Source organism: Marivita sp. S2033 (genome assembly GCF_046592965.1).
Lineage (GTDB): Bacteria > Pseudomonadota > Alphaproteobacteria > Rhodobacterales > Rhodobacteraceae > Marivita.
On the sequence record NZ_JBISBV010000001.1, the window covers coordinates 275,619 to 296,328 of the forward strand.

Sequence of the window (20,710 nt, forward strand, 5' to 3'; positions counted from 1 at the left end):
CCGCGCTTCTTAAATAAATAAAGAGAAAATTAAGGTTTTTGATGTCAGTAGTGTCGAGCTTTGGCTGTGGATTATAGAACTGTACACGACTTATCTCCACGGGAGGAAATCATCCCACCTCGTGTATAAGTCGACAACAAAAGCCTAGAATTCCGATCAAGTAATTGTTATTATTGAGAGAAATGTTAAATTTTCGAAAGTGGAACCCTGCTTTAGTGGTGGATAATTCGTGGCGATCACCTTTGGTTAACAGCTTCGTGATATCCAATCCACACCCTGTACAAGGCCCGGATTTCTCCTGCGCGATTCCGCGAAATCCGGAACACCTTGCTCAAGCTTGCACTTTTCCTCAAAAACCACACGGATAGAAACCGGGTTTATCCTTAGAGTTGTCCACATGAATCTTGATCTTGTACTGGCTTCAGGGTCTGAAATCCGCGCCGATTTGCTGCGCAACGCCGGTTTGCGGTTCGAGGTTGCCGTAGCGCGAATCGACGAAGATGCCGTGCGCCGCGCGCTTGAAATCGACAAAGCCTCACCGCGTGATATCGCCGACACTCTGGCTGAAATGAAGGCCCGCAAGATCTCGGACAAACGCCCCGGCGCGTTGGTTTTGGGCTGCGATCAAGTGCTGTCGTTCGAAAACCGGATCTTTGGCAAGCCGACGTCGCAAGATGACGCCCGCACTCAACTGAAAATGTTGCGCAATCGGTCGCACAGCTTGTTGTCGGCAGCGGTTCTATATGAAGACGGAGCACCGAAATGGCGTCATGTCGGTGTCGTCCGTCTCCGGATGCGCGATTTTAGCGACACTTACCTTGAAGACTACTTGACCCGGAACTGGCACAGTATCCAGCAGTCCGTCGGCGGTTATAAACTGGAAGAAGAAGGCGCGCGCTTGTTCACACAGGTTCAAGGCGACTATTTCACAGTGTTGGGACTTCCGTTATTGGAGGTGCTGAACCACCTTTCATTGACCGGGCGGATCGACGGATGAGTGAGCAAAAAATTCCATTGGCCGGCGTGATCGGTCACCCGATCGCACATTCCAAAAGTCCCAGCGTGCATGGCTATTGGCTGCGTAAATATGGGCTCAAGGGGTTTTATGTGCCGATTGACATCGACCCCGAGAAGATTGCCGAGATGTTGCCGCGCCTTGCCGATCTGGGGTTCGTCGGCGCCAATGTGACCATTCCATACAAGGAAACCGTGATGGAAATCGCGGATTTGATCACTGATCGCGCGACGTTGATCGGCGCAGCAAATACTCTGATCTTTCGCAAGGATGGCCGGATTCACGCCGATAATACAGATGGTTACGGTTTTATCGAGAATATCCGACAGACCATACCTGACTGGATGCCAAAATCCGGCCCGGCTGTTGTGCTGGGGGCCGGCGGCGCCGCGCGCGCGGTCATTGCATCGCTTCTGGACGTGGGTGTTCCGCATATCATGTTGACCAATCGCACCCGCATCAGAGCGGAAAAGCTGCGCGAGGATTTCGGACCCAAAGTTCATGTGATTGACTGGGTGCAGGCCGGCAATGCGCTTGATGACGCGGATCTGGTAGTCAACTCGACGTCGCTCGGCATGGCGGGCAAACCCGATCTGCGCATTCCACTGGACGGGTTGCGCCCGGGGACGATTGTGAACGACCTGGTTTACACCCCTTTGCGAACACGGCTATTGGCAACGGCGGAGGAGCGCGGCTGCCGGGTGGTTGACGGTTTGGGCATGCTGCTCCACCAGGCGGTTCCCGGTTTCGAGCGCTGGTTTGGGAAGCGTCCAGTGGTGGACGACCATGTGCGCGCGGCGGTGTTACGGTGACGTTCCGGCTGGGGCTGACAGGCTCAATCGGCATGGGAAAATCAACAACTGCGCAGATGTTTGCGGATGCTGGCTGCGCGGTATGGGATGCCGATGCTGCGGTGCATCGCCTTTACCGCAAGGACGGCGCGGCCGTTTCGGCTATCGGCGCGGCCTTCCCCACCGCTGTCATGGATCACGCGGTAGATCGTTCGGCCCTGCGCGAGATCATCGGCAAAGACCCGAGCGCTTTGCGCCGGATCGAGGTAATCGTACACCCTCTTGTTCGCGAGGATCGTTTGGAATTTGCCAACCGCGCCAAGTCTGACATCCTTGTGTTCGACATCCCCCTGATGTTCGAAACCGGGTCGGATTCCGAGATGGACGCCGTTGCCTGTGTCTCTGTATCGCCTGAAATCCAGGAAAGCCGGGTCCTCGAGCGTGGCACGATGACCCGAGAGGAATTTCTCGCGATCCGCGACAAACAGATGCCAAATGCGGAAAAGATCGCACGATCGGATTTTGTGATAGACACCACCACGCTTGAACACGCCCGAGCGCAGGTTCAGGATATCATCGAGGAAATCAAGGAACGGGTAAGCAATGCGTGAGATTGTTCTTGATACCGAAACGACAGGGTTCGAGCCGGATCAGGGCGACCGGATTGTCGAAATCGGCGCGGTTGAGCTGTTCAACCATGTTCCAACGGGCAGGACGTATCATCAATATATCAATCCCGAACGCGCCATGCCGCAGGAAGCATTCGAGGTTCACGGTCTGGGCGACGATTTCCTGCGCGACAAACCGGTTTTTGTCGATATCGCGCAGGCGTTCGTCGATTTCATAGCTGACGCAAAGCTGATTATCCACAATGCGGCCTTCGACATGAAGTTTCTCAATGCCGAGCTGTCTTGGGTCAAACGAGCGCCCATTCCGTTTGACCAGGCGATTGATACGCTGGCCATTGCGCGGCGCAGATTTCCCGGCTCGCCAGCCTCGTTGGATGCACTCTGCCGCCGTTTCGGCATCGACAACACTGCACGCACGCTTCACGGCGCATTGCTCGATTCCGAGATTTTGGCCGAAGTGTATCTTGAATTGATTGGCGGCAAGCAGCCGGATTTCGCTTTGAGCGTGTCGCAAGACCGATCAGCGCAGAGAGACGGCGGACAAAACTGGCGGCCGCAACCGCGCCCCACCCCGTTGCCGCCCCGTCTGTCGGATAGCGAAAAGGCGGCACATGCCGCCTTTGTCGAAACTCTGGGAGAAAGCGCTCTCTGGAAGCGCGCCTGACGTTCAGGCGTCTGCCGTCTCGGACTTTTGCGCGCTTGCCCGGCGGGCCAGTTCGGTGCGATAAAGTTGAACGAAATCAATCGTTTCAAGGTTGAGCGGCGGAAACCCACCATCGCGTGTCACGTCGCTGACGATGCGGCGTACAAACGGGAACAACATCCGGGGGCATTCGATCAGAAGGAACGGATGAAGCTGTTCTTCCGGTACGTTTTCGACGTGGAAGACGCCGGCGTATTCCAGCTCCAGCACGAACAGGGTATCGCCGCTTTCCTTGGCTTTGGATGTGACCTGAACTTTCAGGATCACTTCGAATTGGTGATCAGGCGTGCGTTTCTTGGCATCGAGATTGACCTGCAACTGAACATCAGGCTGCACTTCGCCCTGCACACCTTTTTGAGCCAGAATGTTTTCAAACGACAAATCACGCACAAACTGTGCGAGCACGTTCATCTTGATCGGCGCAGGTTGCTCTGCGGCACCGTTTGCGCCTGTTTCGGGCGTATCAGCCATGTGTCTCTCCCTCGGATCGAGCGTTTCAATAAATCCAGCGATGCTTAACAGCAGCCGTCAGCGTCCTCAATGCTTGGTCCAGCCGGAACTGGGATGGGTCGGCTTTTTCTTGTCGGTAATGTCCTGAAAATCGCCTTCGATGACCACATCGCGCGGCTTCGGGCGCGATTGGCTCGCACGGGGATCGGTCTGTGGACCCATTTCAAAACGCTGAACCGTGATGCGTTTGCGCAGATAGGTGATGACCATATCCCGCACCGGTGGTGCCAACAGCGCGAACCCGACAAAATCGGTGAAGAATCCCGGCGTGAGCAATAGAGCGCCGGCCAGGAGGATCATTGCGCCATGTGCCAATGGCTCTGACGGATCTTCCAGTCGAGAAAAGGAACCGCGCAGATTATCGAGCGCCAAAGACCCTTGGGAGCGGACCAAATATGTGCCGATCACCGCCGTCAGGACCACGATCCCAAGCGTGGGCCAAAGGCCGATCAAACCGCCGATCTGGATGAACAAACCGATCTCGATCAGCGGGACCAGCAAAAAAGCCACAAAAAGCCACATATCGAGACACTCCTTTCGCCGGGCGTGCGGTGGACTATACATCACCCAACACCTACATAAGTAGGCAACAAAGATGTTTCCACTTTTGATCTGGGCGAGGTCCTGATGAATTCTCCGCTGATACAGCTTTTGGTGCTTGCCGGCATTGCCGTTTTTTTGATCCTGCGATTGAAGAATGTCCTTGGCACGCGCGAAGGGTTTGAAAAACCGTCCCTGCCCGAAAACGAAGCAACTCCGACGTCACGGCGCGACTTCGAAGTTATCGAAGGTGGCCCCGATCACGATATCGTTGATCACGTCGATTCGGGCAGTGACGCGGCCGACGCCCTGGCACGAATGAAGCGCGCGGAGCCCTCTTTCAGCGTTGGTGAGTTTCTGGGCGGTGCGCGCGGTGCGTACGAGATGATCCTGATGGGGTTCGAGCGTGGTGATCTTGCAGAGATCAAGCCGTTCCTGTCAGACGAAGTCTATCAGAGCTTTGCCGAAGTGGTCGAAGCCCGCGAGGCACAGGGTCTGACCATCGAGGCCGAGTTCAGCGGCGTGCGCGAAATGACCCTCTCAGACGCAACTTTCCACGAAGAGACGCAGACTGCCGAAATTTCCGTCAGGTTCATCGGTGAGATGACATCGGCCGTGCGCGACAGCTCTGGTGAAATCATCGAGGGGTCGACAACCCAGATGAAGCGACAGAAAGATGTCTGGACCTTTGGGCGTCGCATGGGTGCGGATGATCCCAATTGGCAGCTTGTCGCCACGGGCGAATGATCCGACGGCTCGGCGCGGCCATTTTCCTGAGCGCAATGATTGCAGGACCAGCCGTGCCCGAACAAACGGAACCAACCTATAAAATCCTCGGCTTTGATGATCTGGAGGGTTGGGACAACGACGATCACGCGGCTGCCCTGACGGTTTTCAAGAACACATGCGGAGATCTGGACGGCCCGGATTGGTCATCGTTGTGTGCGCTCGCGTTCGATGCGACCGACGCAAAACAGTTTTTTGAACTGTTCTTCCGCCCCGTTCTGGTCACCGATGGTGCCAATACACTGTTCACGGGATATTTCGAACCTGAGTTGAACGGCTCCCCGATACGCACGGATCGTTATCGCTTTCCGATATTCAAAATGCCGCCCGAAGCCGAAGAGATGCGGCCTTGGCTGACACGGCGGGATATTCTGACAAGCGGTGTCATGGACGGGCGCGGCTTCGAAATCGCCTGGGTCGACGATCCGGTCGAGCTTTTCTTCCTTCAGGTGCAGGGATCAGGTCGCGTGCGCTATCCCGACGGGCGCATGATCCGCGTCGGATATGGCGGAGCCAACGGTCACACCTATCGCTCTATCGGCAAGGAACTCGTGCGCCGCGGCGTCTACCAGGCGCATCAGGTGTCTGCCGATGTCATCAAGAACTGGGTGCGTCGCAACCCGTTAGAGGGCGAAGCGCTGTTGTTTCACAACGAATCCTACGTTTTTTTCCGTGAAGTCAGCCAAGTCCCGTCCGACAAAGGGCCGCTCGGAGCGATGAACCGATCGATCACGCCGATGCGCTCGATCGCTGTTGATCCCGCATTTACCCCATTAGGTGCGCCCGTCTGGATCGAGAAAAAGGGGCGCACCCCATTGAGCCGTCTGATGATTGCGCAGGATACCGGATCGGCCATCAAGGGTGCACAACGGGCCGATGTGTTCTTTGGCACAGGCGATGCAGCCGGCCGGAAAGCAGGCAAGATCAAGGATCCTGGGCGCATGGTTGTTCTTATGCCGATCCAGCGCGCCTATGCCTTTCTGCCCGAGGCGCTGCAATGAGCCGTCGCCGACTGAGAGCCGAGGAGCGGGAGCTTTGGCGCAAGGTCGCCCATTCGACCACGCCCTTGCCGGGATCGCTTCGCCGCGCCAAGGAAACACCCGACCCGCCGGCCCCGCGCGTGCAGGAGCGCGAACCGATGGATTTGCCGAAAGCGTTCGGAATCGGGGCCAATGCGCCATTGCCGCACGGGCAGATCACGACTCCGCAACCTGCATCGCGCAAGCCGAATATGGACAAGAAGACATTCGGCAAGATGCGGCGGGGCAAGCTGGTTCCCGAGGCGCGGATTGATTTGCATGGGATGACGCTGGATCAGGCCCATCCGGCACTAACACGGTTTATCCTGACGGGATATTCACGCGGGTTCAGACTTGTCCTGGTGATCACCGGCAAAGGCCAGCGTGGAGATCCGCACGATCCCATGCCCCGACAGCGCGGCGTGCTGAAGCGGCAAGTTCCCATGTGGCTCAAGATGGCGCCTCTCAACACAGCCGTGCTCGACGTATCAGAGGCCCATACCCGTCACGGCGGAGGTGGTGCATATTATGTTTATCTGCGAAAACCAGGTCGCGGTTAAACGCCCTGCCCGATCATCAGGCCCAATCCAATGCGTCTTCGAGCATCCCCGTCACGCTGATGGTAAATTCTGACGTTTCGGCGGAATTGGCGACATCGGCATGCGCTTCGATCATGTCCTTGACTTCGCACACTGACGTATCTGTACCGTCGAACCCTTGCATCGCGCTGCGCGCAACGTCGACATTGTTCAACCCGTTCACAACCGCGAAATAGGCACCGATCTCGGCCTTGGTTGCCAGATAATCGGCATCACTCGCGCCGCCGGATGGCGCTTTGGCACCGTCGATCATGGCAAGAATGAATTCCGCGCGCTCGACAGCGCCGGAATTCAGCACGTCGACCCAATAGGCAAAGCCGTCCGCGTCGGGGTCGCGACCCAGAATGTTGGAATATACTGCGGTTACAAAGTCAGAATTGCCATTCGCGCCATCGTAAAGCGCCTGAGTCTCGGGCTGGTTGAAAAAGGCGCGGGCGATGTCTTGCATCGTCATGCCGTCGGCAAGACGGGAGCCCCAGAACAAAAGCCCGGCGGAATCCGGTGCCCGGTTGAAGTAGGCGACATACAGTTCGCAGAACGCCAGCATATCGGCGTCGGTCAGAGTGCTGACATTGGTGAATTGCTCCAGCGCAAACGTGCTATCGGCGAACTCCAAAGCTTCGATGCTGTTCAACGTATCAACGCCATCCGCACCGCTGCGATCCTCGATAACGATAGATCCGCGACTGATCGTGATGCCGTAATTTTCGGCGTCGTTCATATAGACGGCCGTATCAAAGCCACCATTGCCAGACAGGATATCGTTGCCGCCCGATCCTGTGAAAACGTCGTCCTGTTCGGTGCCGACAAGGTTTTCTGCGGTGGATGTGCCTACCAATACGCCGCTCGTCTCCACAACTGCTGGCGGTTCTGCCACCTGTTCAGGGATGTCGGGCGTTGTGCTACCGCCGGTCATGGCAAAGTTTTGCGTCACCATGACCGAGAAATAGGTGCCGGTGCTGTAGGTGAAGGTCCCGGTTTGAATGCCGATCCCGACGACTTCCAGCTCGGGAGTCAAAATGTTCTCGCGATGTCCGGTACTGTTCATCAGCGCCAGATGCAGATCGTACACATCGTCGAACAGACCCGAATCGCCCCGTTCGCTTTGCGCTGCAATGTTTTCCGCCGTGCGCCACGATCCGGCAAAATCAAAACCCGCATCTGTCATGCGTTCGGTTGGAGTGGAATTGCCAGCGCCCGTGTGGCTGAACACGTTATTGTCCAGCATCCAAACGGAATGTGCGTCCGCCGATCCGTTCAAAACCTTGTCGAGAACCAAGGCGTTCAGGCCACGGCTCGTGCGTTCTTCGTTGACAAGATCCAGCATGTACCGTTCCAGATCACTGGCGGCAGTAGCAGCAGCAGACATCCCAAACTCCCCAGTTCGAGCCCCACTTAAAGGTTTAGGCATAAACTGGGGCAAGAAACAGGAGCTAATATGTTTAAAATTGGCTGTATTACGCTGGTGACGTACGGGAAATCGCCAAGTCGCCAAGGATTTGAGATGCGTGCTCCTCAAGGTATATGCGCAACCAGGGCGTAAAGCGGCCAGGCTCTCTGCGAACCTCGTGCTCGAGATCGTCGTAACGCTCCCAGCGGGTCTCCATCACTTCCAAGGGATTGATTTTCATGGCAGGGGCCGCATCGACATGTGCCACGAAGATATCCACCACCTCATGTTCGACCAAGCCACCGCCGACATCGGCGCGATATTCCAGCTGATTGCGGTACTCCAGCGGAATGCCCGTGATACCCAGTTCTTCGCTCAACCGCCTCTCGGCACAGTCAAGACTTGGCTCGTCCCACTCGGGATGCGTGCAACAGGTGTTCGCCCAGAGCCCGGGCGTGTGGTACTTTTCCAGGGCACGACGCTGCAGCAGGATTTTGTCGTTCTGCATTACGAAAACCGACACCGCCTTGTGCCGCAAACCCCTTACATGCACGTCGAGCTTCTCCACCGGGACAAGCCGATCATCAAGCCAGGCGGGAATGAATGTCTGCGACATTTGAAGGCGATCTCCAATCTTGCTTCGGCGCGTGCAGGGCAGGGCACTCTCGCGCATTCCTTTACCCGAAACTGACCCTGTATTGCACGTCGCAATCAGAATATGTCTATATATCCAATGATTTGAATATGATCGACATCAATTACAAGCTGTGCCAGATTCGCGACAAGATGAAGCGGAACCCAATGGCCTTTCCATTGGTTTCCAACCCGACCGTGCGCTAAAAGCACGCGAACGATAAAGGAGTTCAACATGAAGTTTATGGTTGCAACCGCCGTCACCGCGCTGTCTTTCGCCGGGGCCGCATTCGCAGAAAGCCACGCCGGATCAGGCGATCCCGCTGCTGGCGAAAAAGAATTCAACAAGTGCAAATCCTGCCACATGATCGTGTCCGACGACGGAACCGAGATTGTTAAAGGCGGCCGCACGGGTCCGAACCTCTGGAACGTCATCGGGCGTCAGGCCGGTATGGTCGAGGATTTCAAAGGCTACGGTGACTCTCTGGTCGCTGCCGGCGAAGCAGGCCTTGTCTGGGACGAGGAAAACTTCGTGAAATATGCCGAAGACCCCAAGAAGTTCCTTGCCGAGTATCTGGACGACAAAGGCGCACGCTCCAAGATGTCGTTCAAGCTGCGCAAGGGCGCAGAAGATGTCTACGCCTATCTCGTTTCCGTCTCGCCAGAGCCGGAATCCTGAGTTAACGAGCGGTCCAGCTGCTTGAAGGTTTAAAAGGGCGCCCCGTCGCGGGCGCCCTTTTTTCATGTCGTGTGGACTGGGGTGTTGACGCCTGTGGCGTGAAACCGCAGAACAAAGTGATTATCAAAGGACGAGTGTATGAAGATTGCGATGATTGGGACCGGATATGTCGGTCTGGTGTCGGGTGTGTGTTTTTCGGACTTTGGACATAACGTCGTGTGCGTCGACAAGGATCAGCGCAAGATTGACATGCTGAATGACGGCAAGGTGCCGATCTACGAACCCGGACTTGAAGCCCTTATGGCCCGCAATGTTGAGGCGGGTCGGCTTGAATTCACGCAGGATCTGGACAGGGCGGTCGAGGGTGCGGAGGCGGTTTTCATCGCGGTCGGAACGCCCACGCGGCGGGGCGACGGGCATGCGGATCTGACCTATGTGATGGCCGCTGCCGAAGAGATCGCAAAAGCCGCCAAGGGCTACATCGTGATCGTGACGAAATCGACGGTGCCTGTGGGCACGAACCGCAAGGTCCGAGAAGTGGTGTCCGCCGCCAATCCGGATCTCGACTTCGATGTCGCGTCGAACCCGGAATTTCTGCGCGAAGGTGCGGCGATTGACGATTTCATGAAACCGGATCGCGTTGTCGTCGGCGTTGAAACCGACCGAGCGGCGGCTGTTATGTCCGACATTTACAGCCCGCTTTACCTGCGTGATTTTCCGATCGTGACCACCGATCTGGAATCCGCCGAGATGATCAAATACGCCGCCAACGCCTTCCTGGCGACCAAGATCACCTTTATCAACGAGATCGCGGCGTTGTGTGAAAAGGTGGGTGCGAATGTCAAACAGGTGTCCAAGGGAATGGGCATGGACAACCGCATCGGCAACAAGTTCCTGCACGCCGGTCCGGGGTATGGAGGTTCATGTTTTCCCAAGGATACCAAGGCGCTGGCGCGTATCGGACAGGATCACGCGAGCCCGATGTACATCACCGAAGCTGTGATCGCGGTCAACGAGGACATCAAGCGCCGTATGATCGGCAAATTGCAGGATCTGTGCGACGGATCGTTCAATGGAAAAACCATCGCTGTCCTCGGAGTGACCTTCAAGCCCAATACGGACGACATGCGCGATGCACCATCGTTGACCATCGTGCCGTCGTTGGTCGGCGGGGGCGCTAAGGTGCGTGTCTGCGATCCGCAAGGCCAGCACGAAGGCGAGGCACTGCTGCCCGGAGTGCACTGGGAGGAAGACCCGTATGAAGCCGTAAAGGGGGCAGACCTTTTGGTGTTGTTGACCGAATGGAACGAGTTTCGCGCCCTTGATCTGAAGCGGATGGCAGAAGATATGGCGCGGCCGGCGATGGCCGATCTGCGCAATATCTATAATGGCGAGGTAGCAAAGGAAGCGGGGTTCGTCGCCTATGAAAGCGTCGGACGTATCGGTTACGCATGATTTGAAGTTAACAGCCCGTTAAGCTTTGCACGGTTATCTTGGCACTTGTCCTGAACCCGAGGCCTGATGCCACGTGCGAAACATCAAAGCGCCAAACCTCAAACGCCTGCTCGATTTATGCGTCGCGCTTCCGATGCTACTGGCGTGTGGTCCGCTTATTGTAACCTGTGCCGTTCTGATCGCTGTTTGCGATCGACATTCGCCTTTCTTTGGCGCGATCCGGATGCGCACAATGGATGAACCGTTCACGATGTGGAAGCTCAGAACCATGCGGGGTGTCGATGACGGTCTGCCAACCGGTGGCAGCAAGGTGCACTTGATGACAGCGCTGGGCCGGTTCTTGCGCCGGTGGCGGTTGGACGAGTTGCCCCAACTGTGGAATGTCCTGATCGGAGATATGTCCCTGGTCGGCCCGCGCCCGCCGACAAGACTGATGGTCAGAAATTTTCCGGAATTGTTCAGCCAAACACTCAAATCACCACCGGGCATCACCGGGCTGGGCACCATCAAATACACTCACCGCGAAGCGCGGGTTCTTGGGTCTGCGCGAACCTCTGCCGAGGTCGAGCGTGTCTATCGGCGAGATATCCTGCCTAAAAAGATGCGGCTTGATCGGTTTTACGCAGACCGCCAGTCGGTCGGATGCGATCTTTGGATTCTCTGGCAGACGGCGCGGGTGATTCTGGCGCTGAACGTCGCGGCAGATCGAGCGCGTGTTGCTGGTTTATGCCGCAATTGCGGCACCATTGATCTTCGCTCTGAACACAGTGACGCTCGTATCTCAAGATTGTTCATCAGGCGGCCTTTGGATCGCGTGAAAGTGGTAAAACCCTTGGCGGCGCGCCACAATTCTGACAAAAGCTATCCCATCGGGCGGGGGCTCGAACACTGGTGATGTCCATGCGTCTGGTCTCCGACCACGTCCATACTCTCTCTTTGCTCACGGATGCCGCGAATCGCGGAACACGGTCGCATGGGACACCCACCGCTGTCGCGCAGGAGCTTTGGTCTAACGGCAGATAACGGCACGCGCGGGGGCGCGACTTTGCAGCTACGACTCGTTATCCGAGGTGAAGTGCTGTGTGCCATGTCAGCGGCGGGGGCCGCGCCAAAGTTCCTGCGGATCCTATAACCTAGCCCGACGTTCCGGATTGCAGAATTGCGCGCAACACCTCTCGGGCATTGTCCGATGCCCAATCTGCATCACCCTGCATCCGCGCGACTTCCTTGCCCTCAGGATTCAGAATGACCGTGATCGGCAGGCCCAAAACGCCCATTTCCCGCCCCAGTCCGGATTTGGGATCGCGGTGCAGCGGCAGGTTGTCGACGCCGATATCCTGGAAAAACGATTGCATCGCAGGCGGCGGATTGCGGCCGGTCGCAATGGTAACCACCTCGAAGTCATCGCCGCCGAATTCGCTTTGCAGCGCTGACAGCATCGGCATTTCCTTGCGGCATGGCGCACACCACGTCGCCCAGAAATTCAAAAGCACCCATTTCCCCTGATACTCGGCCAGCGAAAGCGGGTCACCGTCAAAGGTCGTGAACTCTGATGTTCCGGCATCTTTTGCTTCGCTGTGGAAGGTCAGCTTTTTCATATCCCCGTCGCGCAATGCTTCGGCAGCGGCCAGATCGGCCAAGCCGGGATTTGCAAGCATCACAAGGCCCGTATAGAGCATGGCGGCAAACGTTTTCTTCATTTTCCCTCCGAAGGGCCAGTATATGTCGGACAAATCCTCGAACCAGATGTGGGGTGGCCGTTTCGCCGCCGGGCCGGACGCGATCATGGAGGCGATCAACGCCTCTATCGGGTTCGACAAACGTATGGCAAAGCAGGACATCGCCGGATCAAGAGCCCACGCCGCCATGTTGGCCACGCAAGGCATCGTCAAGGATAGCGACGCCGAGGCGATGCGGGAAGGGCTGCTCACTGTTTTGTCAGAGATCGAGTCCGGAGAGTTTGCCTTCTCGACGGCGCTTGAAGACATTCACATGAATGTCGAGGCGCGTTTGAAAGAGGTGATCGGCGAGCCGGCAGGCCGCTTGCATACGGGTCGCTCGCGCAACGATCAGGTCGCCACCGATTTCCGCCTTTGGGTGCGCGACCAGCTTGATGCAGCCGCGTCAGGCCTGACCGCGCTGATCCGCGCTTTGCTGACACAGGCCGAGGCCGGGGTCGATTGGGTGATGCCCGGCTTCACACATCTGCAAACTGCACAACCGGTGACATGGGGGCATCACATGATGGCCTATGTGGAGATGTTCGCCCGCGATCTTGGCCGCGTCCAGGACGCCCGCAAGCGCATGAACGAATCGCCTTTGGGCGCTGCGGCATTGGCCGGCACGTCCTTTCCAATCGACCGCGATATGACGGCAAAGGCGCTGGGCTTTGACCGCCCGATGGCCAACAGCCTTGATGCGGTCAGCGACCGCGATTTCGCGCTGGAATTTCTGAGCACCGCCAGCATCAGCGCCATGCACCTGTCGCGCTTTGCCGAGGAGTTGGTGATCTGGTCCTCGGCCCAGTTCCGTTTCGTGACCCTGTCGGATCGGTTTTCCACCGGATCGAGCATCATGCCGCAGAAGAAGAATCCGGACGCGGCCGAACTGATCCGCGCCAAGATCGGGCGGATTTTCGGCGCGAACGTCGCTTTGATGATGGTGATGAAGGGGCTGCCGCTGGCCTATTCCAAGGACATGCAGGAGGACAAGGAACAGGTCTTCGACGCCGCCGACAACTGGATGCTGGCGCTGGCCGCGATGGAAGGCATGGTGCGCGACATGACCGCCAACCGTCCGGCGCTGGAGGCCGCCGCTTCGGCGGGATTTTCCACGGCCACCGATCTTGCCGACTGGCTCGTGCGTGCGCTCGACCTACCTTTCAGGGATGCACACCATGTGACAGGGTCACTGGTGGCGATGGCGGAACAGAAAGGATGCGACTTGCCCGACCTGAGCCTGCAAGACATGCAATCGGTTCATGAAACCATCACCGATGATGTGTTCGAGGTGTTGGGCGTTCATAATTCCGTCGCCAGTCGTACAAGTTTCGGCGGCACCGCCCCGGTTCGCGTGCGCGAGCAGATCACCCGCTGGAAAGGGGTTTTGGGATGAAAGTCGGTTTATTGTCATTGAGTGTGTTGGTGCTGACAGCCTGTGGCGCGGATGACCCGCCGATCCGGCCTTCGGTGAACACCACGGTCTCGGTCGGTTCGGACGGCATGCGCACGTCGACAGGCGTTGTTTTGCGCCGCGGCCCCGTTAGCGCCGGAGTCGCGTTCTGATGACGCCGCTGCGCTGGCTCTATCTAGCCTTGGCCGTCTGGGGCGCGATCCATCCGATGGCCTATTTCATCGCATGGTTTCAAGGCAACGGCTGGTCGCTGAGCGCGATGATCGACGCATGGTATGTAAATGATGCGACGACCGGCCTGACCTGGGATCTGACCATTGCCGCGATCACGTTGACGATCTGGATCATCGCTGAAGTGGCGGTTCGGCGAAACTGGTCTGCGCTCATCGCGATCCCGGCGACGTTCGGGATCGGCGTCAGCTGCGGCTTGCCGCTTTACCTGTTCCTGCGCGCGCGCCCGATTGCCTGAGCCGCTTCGCAGGTGGCTCTGGCGGGGTTGGCAGATTAGAAAAGAGAAGAGCAGGGGGGTGGCGCGACGGACTTGTGTACGCTACTGCGACGCGGTCTGTTCTCGGAGGCGACCTTGGATCATTTTCTCTATCGTGACGGCACATTATATGCCGAGGATGTAGCTGTCTCGGATATTGCGGCTGCGGTTGGCACTCCGTTTTACCTTTACTCGACCGCCACACTGACCCGGCACTTCCAGCTTTTCGACGACGCGCTTGCGGGCATGGACCATCTCGTTTGCTACGCGATGAAGGCAGCCTCCAACCAGGCAATCCTGAAAACGCTGGCGGATTTGGGGGCAGGGATGGATGTTGTGTCGGGCGGCGAATACGCCCGCGCCCGCGCCGCCGGAGTTCCCGGTGACCGGATCGTCTTTTCCGGCGTCGGCAAGACACGGCCCGAGATTCGCGCTGCACTGGAAGGCGGCATCCGGCAGTTCAATGTCGAAAGCGAACCCGAGATGCGCGTCATCTCGGAGGTGGCGACAAGTTTGGGCAAGATCGCGCCGATCACCGTACGGGTGAATCCCGATGTCGATGCCAAGACCCATGCAAAGATCGCCACGGGCAAGTCCGAAAACAAGTTTGGAATCCCGATTGCCCGCGCCCGCGAGGTTTATGCCGAAGCGGCGGCGTTGCCGGGGATCGAAGTGATCGGCATAGACGTTCATATCGGCTCGCAACTGACCGATCTGGAACCGTATGAGCTGGCCTACCGAAAGGTTGCCGATCTGACCGAGCAATTGCGCGCTGACGGGCATACGATCAAGCGGCTTGATCTGGGGGGCGGCTTGGGCATTCCCTATACGCGCTCCAACGAGGCTCCGCCGTTGCCCTCCGAATACGGCGCTCTGATCAAGCGCACGGTTGGCCATCTCGGCTGCGAGATCGAGATCGAGCCGGGACGGTTGATTGTCGGCAATGCCGGCATTCTCGTCTCACGGGTCATCTATGTAAAACAGGGCGAGGATCGCCAGTTTCTGATTTTGGACGGGGCGATGAACGACCTTATTCGCCCGGCGATGTATGATGCATGGCATGATATCGTTCCTGTGAAAGAGGCCGAACCCGGCGTCGAGCAGCAACCCTATGATATCGTCGGCCCCGTTTGCGAATCCGGAGATACATTCGCGCGAAACCGTATGATGCCGCCGCTTGCGGATGGCGATCTGGTCGCCTTTCGGTCGGCCGGCGCTTATGGCGCGGTGATGGCGAGCGAATACAACACACGACCCCTCGTTCCCGAGGTTCTGGCGAAGGGTGATCAATTCGCCGTCATTCGCAAGCGCCCCACCTTTGACGAAATCATAAATCGCGATACCATTCCCCCGTGGCTGTAGGGCGCTATCCTGCCATCCCAGCCTCGGGAGATCGGAATGAGAGCACGCGATGACCTGCCTGCCCAGATAAAAGATGCCCTTCGCTGGCCGCTGGCGCTGACACGTCTCGGCATGGGCGCAGAGGCAATCGTGAGGTCATTCTGGCCGCTCTGGTCGCTTGTTTTTGCCGTGCTTGCGTTTCTGATGCTCGGTCTGCACGACATCCTTCGGCTTGAAGTGGTGTGGGCCATATTGGCCGCTTTCGCGTTTGGCCTGATCTGGTCACTGGTGTGGGGCATTCGTCGGTTCCATTGGCCGTCCAGGCCTGCCGCGCTTGCTCGGTTGGATGCGACCATGCCGGGCAATCCCATTCTCGCCACGATGGACAATCAAGCCATCGGCGCTGACGATGACGCATCGCTTGCCGTCTGGGCGGCGCATCAGGCGCGTATGCAAGCGCGCCTGAAAGACGCCAAAGCGGTAGAGCCGAACCTGCGCGTGTCGAAAGCCGATCCATATGCGCTGCGCTATGTTGCCACTTTGGCGCTGTTGGTGGCGTTGGTGTTTGGGTCAGTCATGCGCGTGCAATCGGTTTCGGCGATGGGACCAACCGTATCAGGGCTCGCCTCAGGCCCGACATGGGAAGGCTGGCTTGAACCGCCATCTTATACCGGATTGCCTTCGATCTATCTCAACGACATCACCGCCACACAGCTGGATGCGCCAGAGGGAAGCCGTGTCACCTTGCGGTTTTACGGTGAGGTCGGCGCGCTGGGCGTGCGCGAGACAGTTTCGAATACCCCTGCCTTGGCCGAACCCACTAATGCCGCAATGATGCAAACGTCTCAGGAGTTTTCCGTCGCACAGTCCGGCACACTCGAAATCGAGGGCGCGGGCGGTCGGTCGTGGGATATCGCCGTTATCCCGGATCAGGCGCCCGAGGTGCTGCGAAGCGACGAGATCGAAGCCAGTTACGAAGGCGAAGCACAAATCCCCTTCACCGCGCGTGACGATTACGGCGTGGTCGAGGGCAGCGCCCGGTTTCAACTGGCGCTCGACTCGGTTGACCGACGTTACGGTCTACGCATCGCGCCGGAAACCCGCGCGCCGATCAACGTGCCCTTGCCGATGCCCATCACCGGAGACAGAGCCGATTTCAGCGAAACGCTGATCGACAATTTCTCTGAACACCCTTGGGCCAATCTGCCCGTGACGTTGAACATGAGCGTGACCGACGATGCCGGGCAGACCGGCGATTTGGAGCCAGAGGTGATCACCCTGCCCGGACGGCGGTTTTTCGATCCGATGGCCGCGGCGATCATTGAACAGCGCCGCGCCCTGTTGTGGAACCGCGACAATGCCACCGACATCTCGATGCTGCTGCGCGCCGTTTCATACAATCCCGATTCCGCTTTCCGCTCGGCCACCGATTACCTGCGCCTCCGCGCAATTCTGCGCCGCGTCGAGGCCCTGTCGCGTGTCGAAATGACCGATGATCAGCAGACCGAGATTGCCGAGGCAATGTGGGATTTGGCGCTGCGCCTTGAGGAGGGCGACCTGCAAGATGCGCTTGAGCGGCTCGAACGCGCCCAGGACCGGCTGGCAGAGGCGATGCGCAACGGCGCTTCGGACGAGGAAATCGCCGAGTTGATGCAGGAAATGCGCGACGCCACCGACGATTATCTGCGCCAACTGTCCCGCCAGGCCCAGCAGGACAACCCCGATCAGCAAAGCGCGCAGAACGATCAGAACATGGTGGAGATGAACCAGAGCGATCTTCAGGCGATGATGGATCGCATTCAGGAACTGATGGAACAAGGCCGCATGGCCGAGGCGCAAGAGGCGCTCGAACAATTGCGTCAGATGATGGAAAACATGCAGGTTACGCAAGGGCAGGGACAACAGGGTCAATCCCCCGGCGAACAGGCTATGGAAGGATTGGGCGAAACGCTGCGCGAACAGCAGGGGTTGTCGGATCAGGCGTTCCGCGATTTGCAGGAACAGTTCAACCCCGGTCAGGACGGTCAACAACAACCCGGACAACAGGGCCAACAGCCGGGTCAGCAAGGACAGGGCCAGCAGGGGCAGCCAGGCCAGCAGGGGCAGGGTCAACAGCCCGGACAAGGCGAACAAGGCCAGAACGGTGACGGGCAGAGCCTCGAAGAGAGCCTTGCCGACCGCCAGAATGCACTGCGACAGGAACTGAACCGCCAGTCACGATCCTTGCCGGGTGCGGGAACCGAAGCCGGCGATGCGGCCCGCGAAGCGCTGGAGCGTGCGGAAGGCGCTATGGAAGGCGCAGAACAGGCATTGCGCGAAAACGATCTGGCCGGGGCGATCGACAACCAGTCCGAAGCGATGGAAGCCCTGCGCGAAGGCATGCGCAACCTCGGCGATGCGATAGCGCAACAACAGCAGGGCCAGAGCCAGCAAGGAGTGGCAGAAGGAGCCGATCCGGGACGGCAGCGCGACCCGCTTGGCCGCAGCGTGGGCTCGGACGGCCAGATCGGATCCGATGAAAACCTGTTGCAAGGCGAAGATGTCTATCGGCGCGCGCGCGAACTGCTGGACGAAATCCGCCGCCGCTCCGGTGAAGGAGAACGCCCTGCCGAAGAACTCGAATATCTCGAACGGCTTCTCGACCGCTTTTGATCCTTGTGTCTTCTTTGGGCTCAAAATACCTCGGGGAGCGCGAGGGGCTGGCCCCTCGCTTCTGTCTGATTGGCAATGCCAACCCGAAACCGGAGGCATCATTCTTCTGGATCGACCTTGCCGCGCAGTGATTTCACCTCGCCGCGCACTTTCTTGGCCTTCAACCGCCGTTTCTTGGATCCGTAGGTCGGCTTTGTCGCCACCCGCCGCTTGGGCGGTTTCAACGCCGCGACGATCATCTCTTTCAGCCGGTCACGCGCGATATCCCGGTTGCGGGCTTGCGAGCGTGTCTCATCAACCTGCACGACAAGCGCGCCTTCTTTGGTCCATTTCCGACCGGCGATCCGGCGCAGCCGGTTTTTGACTGGGCCGGGCAGGTTGGGCGAGCGCTCCGCTTCGAAGCGCAATTCAACCGCAGTTGCCACCTTGTTGACGTTCTGCCCGCCGGGGCCGGACGCGCGGATGAACTGTTCCGTCAGTTCCCAGTCCTCAATGATGATGGCGTCGGTAATTTTCAGCATATGGTCAACACCTATCGCCAATCGCGGGACGCAAAAAGGGCCACCGAAAAGGTGGCCCTTCGAGACTTACGGAGGCGGGGCCGGTTAGGTCCTCACCAATTCGTTCGGGTCGTCATCAGGGGCTGCCCTAGATGCGCACCTCGCGAACTGTTCCGACACCTCTCTCCAATACCTCTCTCGACACTGGACACCTCCTTTCAGCTGTTAAAATAAAGCATCTTCAAGGTGGCATGCTTTGGATTTATTGCAAATGTTTTCTTAACCCGACGGCGCGTTCTTGCGAAAACGCAACACCATGAGCCGAAAAGGGATTAATGCAATCAGCGCGAGCGAGAGCTTTACCAGCCAGTCGGCGACCGCCAGAGATACCCATAGGGGCATGAGCGGCCCCGCTCCCAGAACCGGTGTCAGTTCGCCGGCCCAGGACACGTCATTGGCCGGATCAAGAAAGACCAGCGTGCCGGAAAACGCGATGGAAAAGAACAGCGCAGTATCAAGCGATGCACCGACCAGTGTCGATGCCAGTGGCGCGCGCCACCATGCGCCCCGTCTAAGCCGGTCAAAGATCGCGACGTCAAGAAGCTGAGCGCTCAGAAAGGCGACGCCGGATGCCAGAGCGATGCGGATCGTCACCAACGGTCCGAATTCGCCTTGGACTTGCGTGCCAGCCAGGGAGCAGAAAACACCGACCACAAAGCCGGTGAAAACCACCTGCCGCGCGGCACTGGGGCCGTAGAGGCGGTTCATCAGATCTGTGACAAGGAACGCGAACGGATAGGTAAACGCCCCCCATGTCAGCCAGTTTCCGAACAGGAACTGCACCAGAATGTTGGAGGCCAACACGATAACGGCCATCGCGAGGATGCCGGGAATATGTGCGCGGGTCATGTGTGACTCCCGTTTTGCCAAGGTAGCGGGGACTTGATTCCCAACCGGCGGGAATGGCGCGGTGAGTATAGCGGCTCGAGCAGAGGTTCAAGCTATTTGCTCAAAGCGTATTCGACGATCTCGGTCTTTTGGAAAAACTGGAAATTGTCATCCGACACCATTGTCAGACGCAGATCGCCCGTGTCCGTTTGCCAAACCGCAAGCCCTTCCAGATTGTCGTGCTGGCGGATTTTTGTCGTTAAAACGATCTCGCCCGTCTGCAACGACGCCCCATCCGCATCGATCCGGCGCACACGACTGGAAAAGCCGAACCCTCCGAAATGACGCTCCAGAACGTACAGCAAGCCGTCCGGGCCAAAATCGGCCCCCACCGGCAAGAACCCGTCGCTTCGTGTCAGGCGAACCGGAATGTCCCATGCGCCGCTGTCGCGGTAGCGGTAGACCGGGAACGGCGTGTGCAAGTTGCCCGAGGATTCAGGGATCGCGAAGACGGCTCCGTTTCCTGATACGGCCAGCGCTTCCAATCCCTTGTTGCGCGGCAGCGACACGATCTCGGGGAAGGGCGGCAATTTCGACCATGTCCCGTCCAGATCGCGCCGCAGAATGATATTGTCGGTTTCGAGCGAAATATACAGCTGCCCAAGAGCATCATGCGCCATTCCTTCCGTGTCCCACACGTCGACGCCATCGACTGCGAAATCAGTATTGAGCGGTATGGGCGCAGAGCTGCGAATGCCGATGATGCGGTCTTGGTGCCGGGTAATTGTCCCTTCGAGAAGATGCGCGCGGTCGCTCAGCAACTTGAAACGTGTGCCATCCGGAGACAGTGTGATCCCCGAATAGCCGCCGAAGCTCCTGTCGTTTTCCGTCCAGTCGTATGACGACAGAAACTGCGCCTGCGTGCGATTTTCAGTCAAAGCGGAGCGTGCTTCATCGTCAA

23 protein-coding genes are annotated in these 20,710 nt (G+C 58.2%); 15 read left to right on the forward strand and 8 right to left on the reverse strand.

Annotation, left to right across the window (positions count from 1 at the left end; all coding sequences use genetic code 11):
• The first annotated feature begins 397 nt into the window (after nucleotides 1–397).
• From ACGKZZ_RS01325 to dnaQ, 4 genes are read left to right on the forward strand one after another with little or no spacing between them, the layout of a single operon-like run.
• Complete coding sequence (locus ACGKZZ_RS01325; protein ID WP_411221625.1) at nucleotides 398–997, forward strand: Maf family protein; 600 nt, start codon at nucleotides 398–400, stop codon at nucleotides 995–997.
• Complete coding sequence (locus ACGKZZ_RS01330; RefSeq protein WP_411221626.1) at nucleotides 994–1,827, forward strand: shikimate dehydrogenase; 834 nt, start codon at nucleotides 994–996, stop codon at nucleotides 1,825–1,827. The genes ACGKZZ_RS01325 and ACGKZZ_RS01330 overlap by 4 nt, the downstream gene beginning before the upstream one ends.
• On the forward strand, nucleotides 1,824–2,417 hold the full coding sequence (coaE, locus tag ACGKZZ_RS01335) for a dephospho-CoA kinase (protein WP_411221627.1): 594 nt from the start codon (nucleotides 1,824–1,826) through the stop codon (nucleotides 2,415–2,417). Before ACGKZZ_RS01330 ends, coaE begins: the two co-directional genes overlap by 4 nt.
• A complete protein-coding gene (dnaQ, locus tag ACGKZZ_RS01340) occupies nucleotides 2,410–3,099 on the forward strand; it encodes a DNA polymerase III subunit epsilon (protein WP_411221628.1) in 690 nt (229 codons plus the stop codon). Before coaE ends, dnaQ begins: the two co-directional genes overlap by 8 nt.
• A gap of 3 nt (nucleotides 3,100–3,102) precedes the next feature.
• On the opposite strand, the gene secB is transcribed toward dnaQ, so the two are convergent.
• Together secB and ACGKZZ_RS01350 are read right to left on the reverse strand one after the other, a co-directional pair.
• On the reverse strand, nucleotides 3,103–3,609 hold the full coding sequence (secB, locus tag ACGKZZ_RS01345) for a protein-export chaperone SecB (protein ID WP_411221629.1): 507 nt from the start codon (nucleotides 3,607–3,609) through the stop codon (nucleotides 3,103–3,105).
• A 66-nt stretch (nucleotides 3,610–3,675) separates the two neighbouring features.
• On the reverse strand, nucleotides 3,676–4,170 hold the full coding sequence (locus ACGKZZ_RS01350; protein WP_411221630.1) for an FxsA family protein: 495 nt from the start codon (nucleotides 4,168–4,170) through the stop codon (nucleotides 3,676–3,678).
• Between the two features lie 105 nt (nucleotides 4,171–4,275).
• Between ACGKZZ_RS01350 and ACGKZZ_RS01355 the strand changes: the two genes are divergently transcribed.
• From ACGKZZ_RS01355 to ACGKZZ_RS01365, 3 genes are read left to right on the forward strand one after another with little or no spacing between them, the layout of a single operon-like run.
• A complete protein-coding gene (locus ACGKZZ_RS01355; RefSeq protein ID WP_411221631.1) occupies nucleotides 4,276–4,935 on the forward strand; it encodes a Tim44/TimA family putative adaptor protein in 660 nt (219 codons plus the stop codon).
• The gene (locus ACGKZZ_RS01360; protein ID WP_411221632.1) at nucleotides 4,932–5,975 is read left to right on the forward strand and encodes a murein transglycosylase A; all 1,044 of its coding nucleotides are present in this window, start codon (nucleotides 4,932–4,934) and stop codon (nucleotides 5,973–5,975) included. Before ACGKZZ_RS01355 ends, ACGKZZ_RS01360 begins: the two co-directional genes overlap by 4 nt.
• On the forward strand, nucleotides 5,972–6,553 hold the full coding sequence (locus ACGKZZ_RS01365) for a Smr/MutS family protein (RefSeq protein WP_411221633.1): 582 nt from the start codon (nucleotides 5,972–5,974) through the stop codon (nucleotides 6,551–6,553). Before ACGKZZ_RS01360 ends, ACGKZZ_RS01365 begins: the two co-directional genes overlap by 4 nt.
• A 16-nt stretch (nucleotides 6,554–6,569) precedes the next feature.
• On the opposite strand, the gene ACGKZZ_RS01370 is transcribed toward ACGKZZ_RS01365, so the two are convergent.
• Nucleotides 6,570–7,961: a DUF4214 domain-containing protein gene (locus tag ACGKZZ_RS01370; protein ID WP_411221634.1), complete on the reverse strand. Its 1,392-nt coding sequence runs from the start codon at nucleotides 7,959–7,961 to the stop codon at nucleotides 6,570–6,572.
• A gap of 88 nt (nucleotides 7,962–8,049) precedes the next feature.
• Nucleotides 8,050–8,598, reverse strand: coding sequence for an isopentenyl-diphosphate Delta-isomerase (idi, locus tag ACGKZZ_RS01375; RefSeq protein WP_411221635.1), 549 nt, complete (start codon nucleotides 8,596–8,598; stop codon nucleotides 8,050–8,052).
• 252 nt (nucleotides 8,599–8,850) lie between these two features.
• On the opposite strand from idi, the gene ACGKZZ_RS01380 reads away from it, so the two are divergent.
• The 3 genes from ACGKZZ_RS01380 (at nucleotide 8,851) to ACGKZZ_RS01390 (ending at nucleotide 11,644) form a co-directional block, all read left to right on the forward strand.
• On the forward strand, nucleotides 8,851–9,294 hold the full coding sequence (locus ACGKZZ_RS01380) for a c-type cytochrome (protein WP_411221636.1): 444 nt from the start codon (nucleotides 8,851–8,853) through the stop codon (nucleotides 9,292–9,294).
• A gap of 138 nt (nucleotides 9,295–9,432) precedes the next feature.
• Nucleotides 9,433–10,749 (forward strand): UDP-glucose dehydrogenase family protein, encoded by a 1,317-nt coding sequence (locus ACGKZZ_RS01385; protein WP_411221637.1) that lies wholly within the window; start codon nucleotides 9,433–9,435, stop codon nucleotides 10,747–10,749.
• A gap of 73 nt (nucleotides 10,750–10,822) precedes the next feature.
• On the forward strand, nucleotides 10,823–11,644 hold the full coding sequence (locus ACGKZZ_RS01390; RefSeq protein ID WP_411221638.1) for a sugar transferase: 822 nt from the start codon (nucleotides 10,823–10,825) through the stop codon (nucleotides 11,642–11,644).
• Between the two features lie 238 nt (nucleotides 11,645–11,882).
• Here the strand turns inward: ACGKZZ_RS01390 and ACGKZZ_RS01395 are convergent, their stop codons facing one another.
• Complete coding sequence (locus ACGKZZ_RS01395) at nucleotides 11,883–12,449, reverse strand: TlpA disulfide reductase family protein (RefSeq protein ID WP_411221639.1); 567 nt, start codon at nucleotides 12,447–12,449, stop codon at nucleotides 11,883–11,885.
• A 22-nt stretch (nucleotides 12,450–12,471) separates the two neighbouring features.
• Between ACGKZZ_RS01395 and argH the strand changes: the two genes are divergently transcribed.
• The 5 genes from argH (at nucleotide 12,472) to ACGKZZ_RS01420 (ending at nucleotide 18,361) form a co-directional block, all read left to right on the forward strand.
• The gene (argH, locus tag ACGKZZ_RS01400; protein ID WP_411221640.1) at nucleotides 12,472–13,863 is read left to right on the forward strand and encodes an argininosuccinate lyase; all 1,392 of its coding nucleotides are present in this window, start codon (nucleotides 12,472–12,474) and stop codon (nucleotides 13,861–13,863) included.
• Complete coding sequence (locus tag ACGKZZ_RS01405; RefSeq protein WP_411221641.1) at nucleotides 13,860–14,033, forward strand: hypothetical protein; 174 nt, start codon at nucleotides 13,860–13,862, stop codon at nucleotides 14,031–14,033. Before argH ends, ACGKZZ_RS01405 begins: the two co-directional genes overlap by 4 nt.
• A complete protein-coding gene (locus ACGKZZ_RS01410) occupies nucleotides 14,033–14,350 on the forward strand; it encodes a DUF2834 domain-containing protein (RefSeq protein WP_411221642.1) in 318 nt (105 codons plus the stop codon). The genes ACGKZZ_RS01405 and ACGKZZ_RS01410 overlap by 1 nt, the downstream gene beginning before the upstream one ends.
• A gap of 114 nt (nucleotides 14,351–14,464) precedes the next feature.
• Nucleotides 14,465–15,730 carry a diaminopimelate decarboxylase gene (gene lysA / locus ACGKZZ_RS01415; RefSeq protein WP_411221643.1) on the forward strand — a complete coding sequence of 422 codons (1,266 nt, stop codon included), beginning with the start codon at nucleotides 14,465–14,467 and terminating at the stop codon, nucleotides 15,728–15,730.
• Between the two features lie 36 nt (nucleotides 15,731–15,766).
• Nucleotides 15,767–18,361 (forward strand): TIGR02302 family protein, encoded by a 2,595-nt coding sequence (locus ACGKZZ_RS01420; protein ID WP_411221644.1) that lies wholly within the window; start codon nucleotides 15,767–15,769, stop codon nucleotides 18,359–18,361.
• 98 nt (nucleotides 18,362–18,459) lie between these two features.
• Here ACGKZZ_RS01420 and arfB read toward each other — a convergent pair whose 3' ends face one another.
• From arfB to ACGKZZ_RS01435, 3 genes are all read right to left on the reverse strand, one after another.
• On the reverse strand, nucleotides 18,460–18,882 hold the full coding sequence (gene arfB / locus ACGKZZ_RS01425; RefSeq protein WP_411221645.1) for an alternative ribosome rescue aminoacyl-tRNA hydrolase ArfB: 423 nt from the start codon (nucleotides 18,880–18,882) through the stop codon (nucleotides 18,460–18,462).
• A 258-nt stretch (nucleotides 18,883–19,140) separates the two neighbouring features.
• Complete coding sequence (locus ACGKZZ_RS01430; RefSeq protein ID WP_411221646.1) at nucleotides 19,141–19,770, reverse strand: queuosine precursor transporter; 630 nt, start codon at nucleotides 19,768–19,770, stop codon at nucleotides 19,141–19,143.
• Between the two features lie 92 nt (nucleotides 19,771–19,862).
• Complete coding sequence (locus ACGKZZ_RS01435; RefSeq protein WP_411221647.1) at nucleotides 19,863–20,687, reverse strand: esterase-like activity of phytase family protein; 825 nt, start codon at nucleotides 20,685–20,687, stop codon at nucleotides 19,863–19,865.
• Nucleotides 20,688–20,710: the final 23 nt, after the last annotated feature.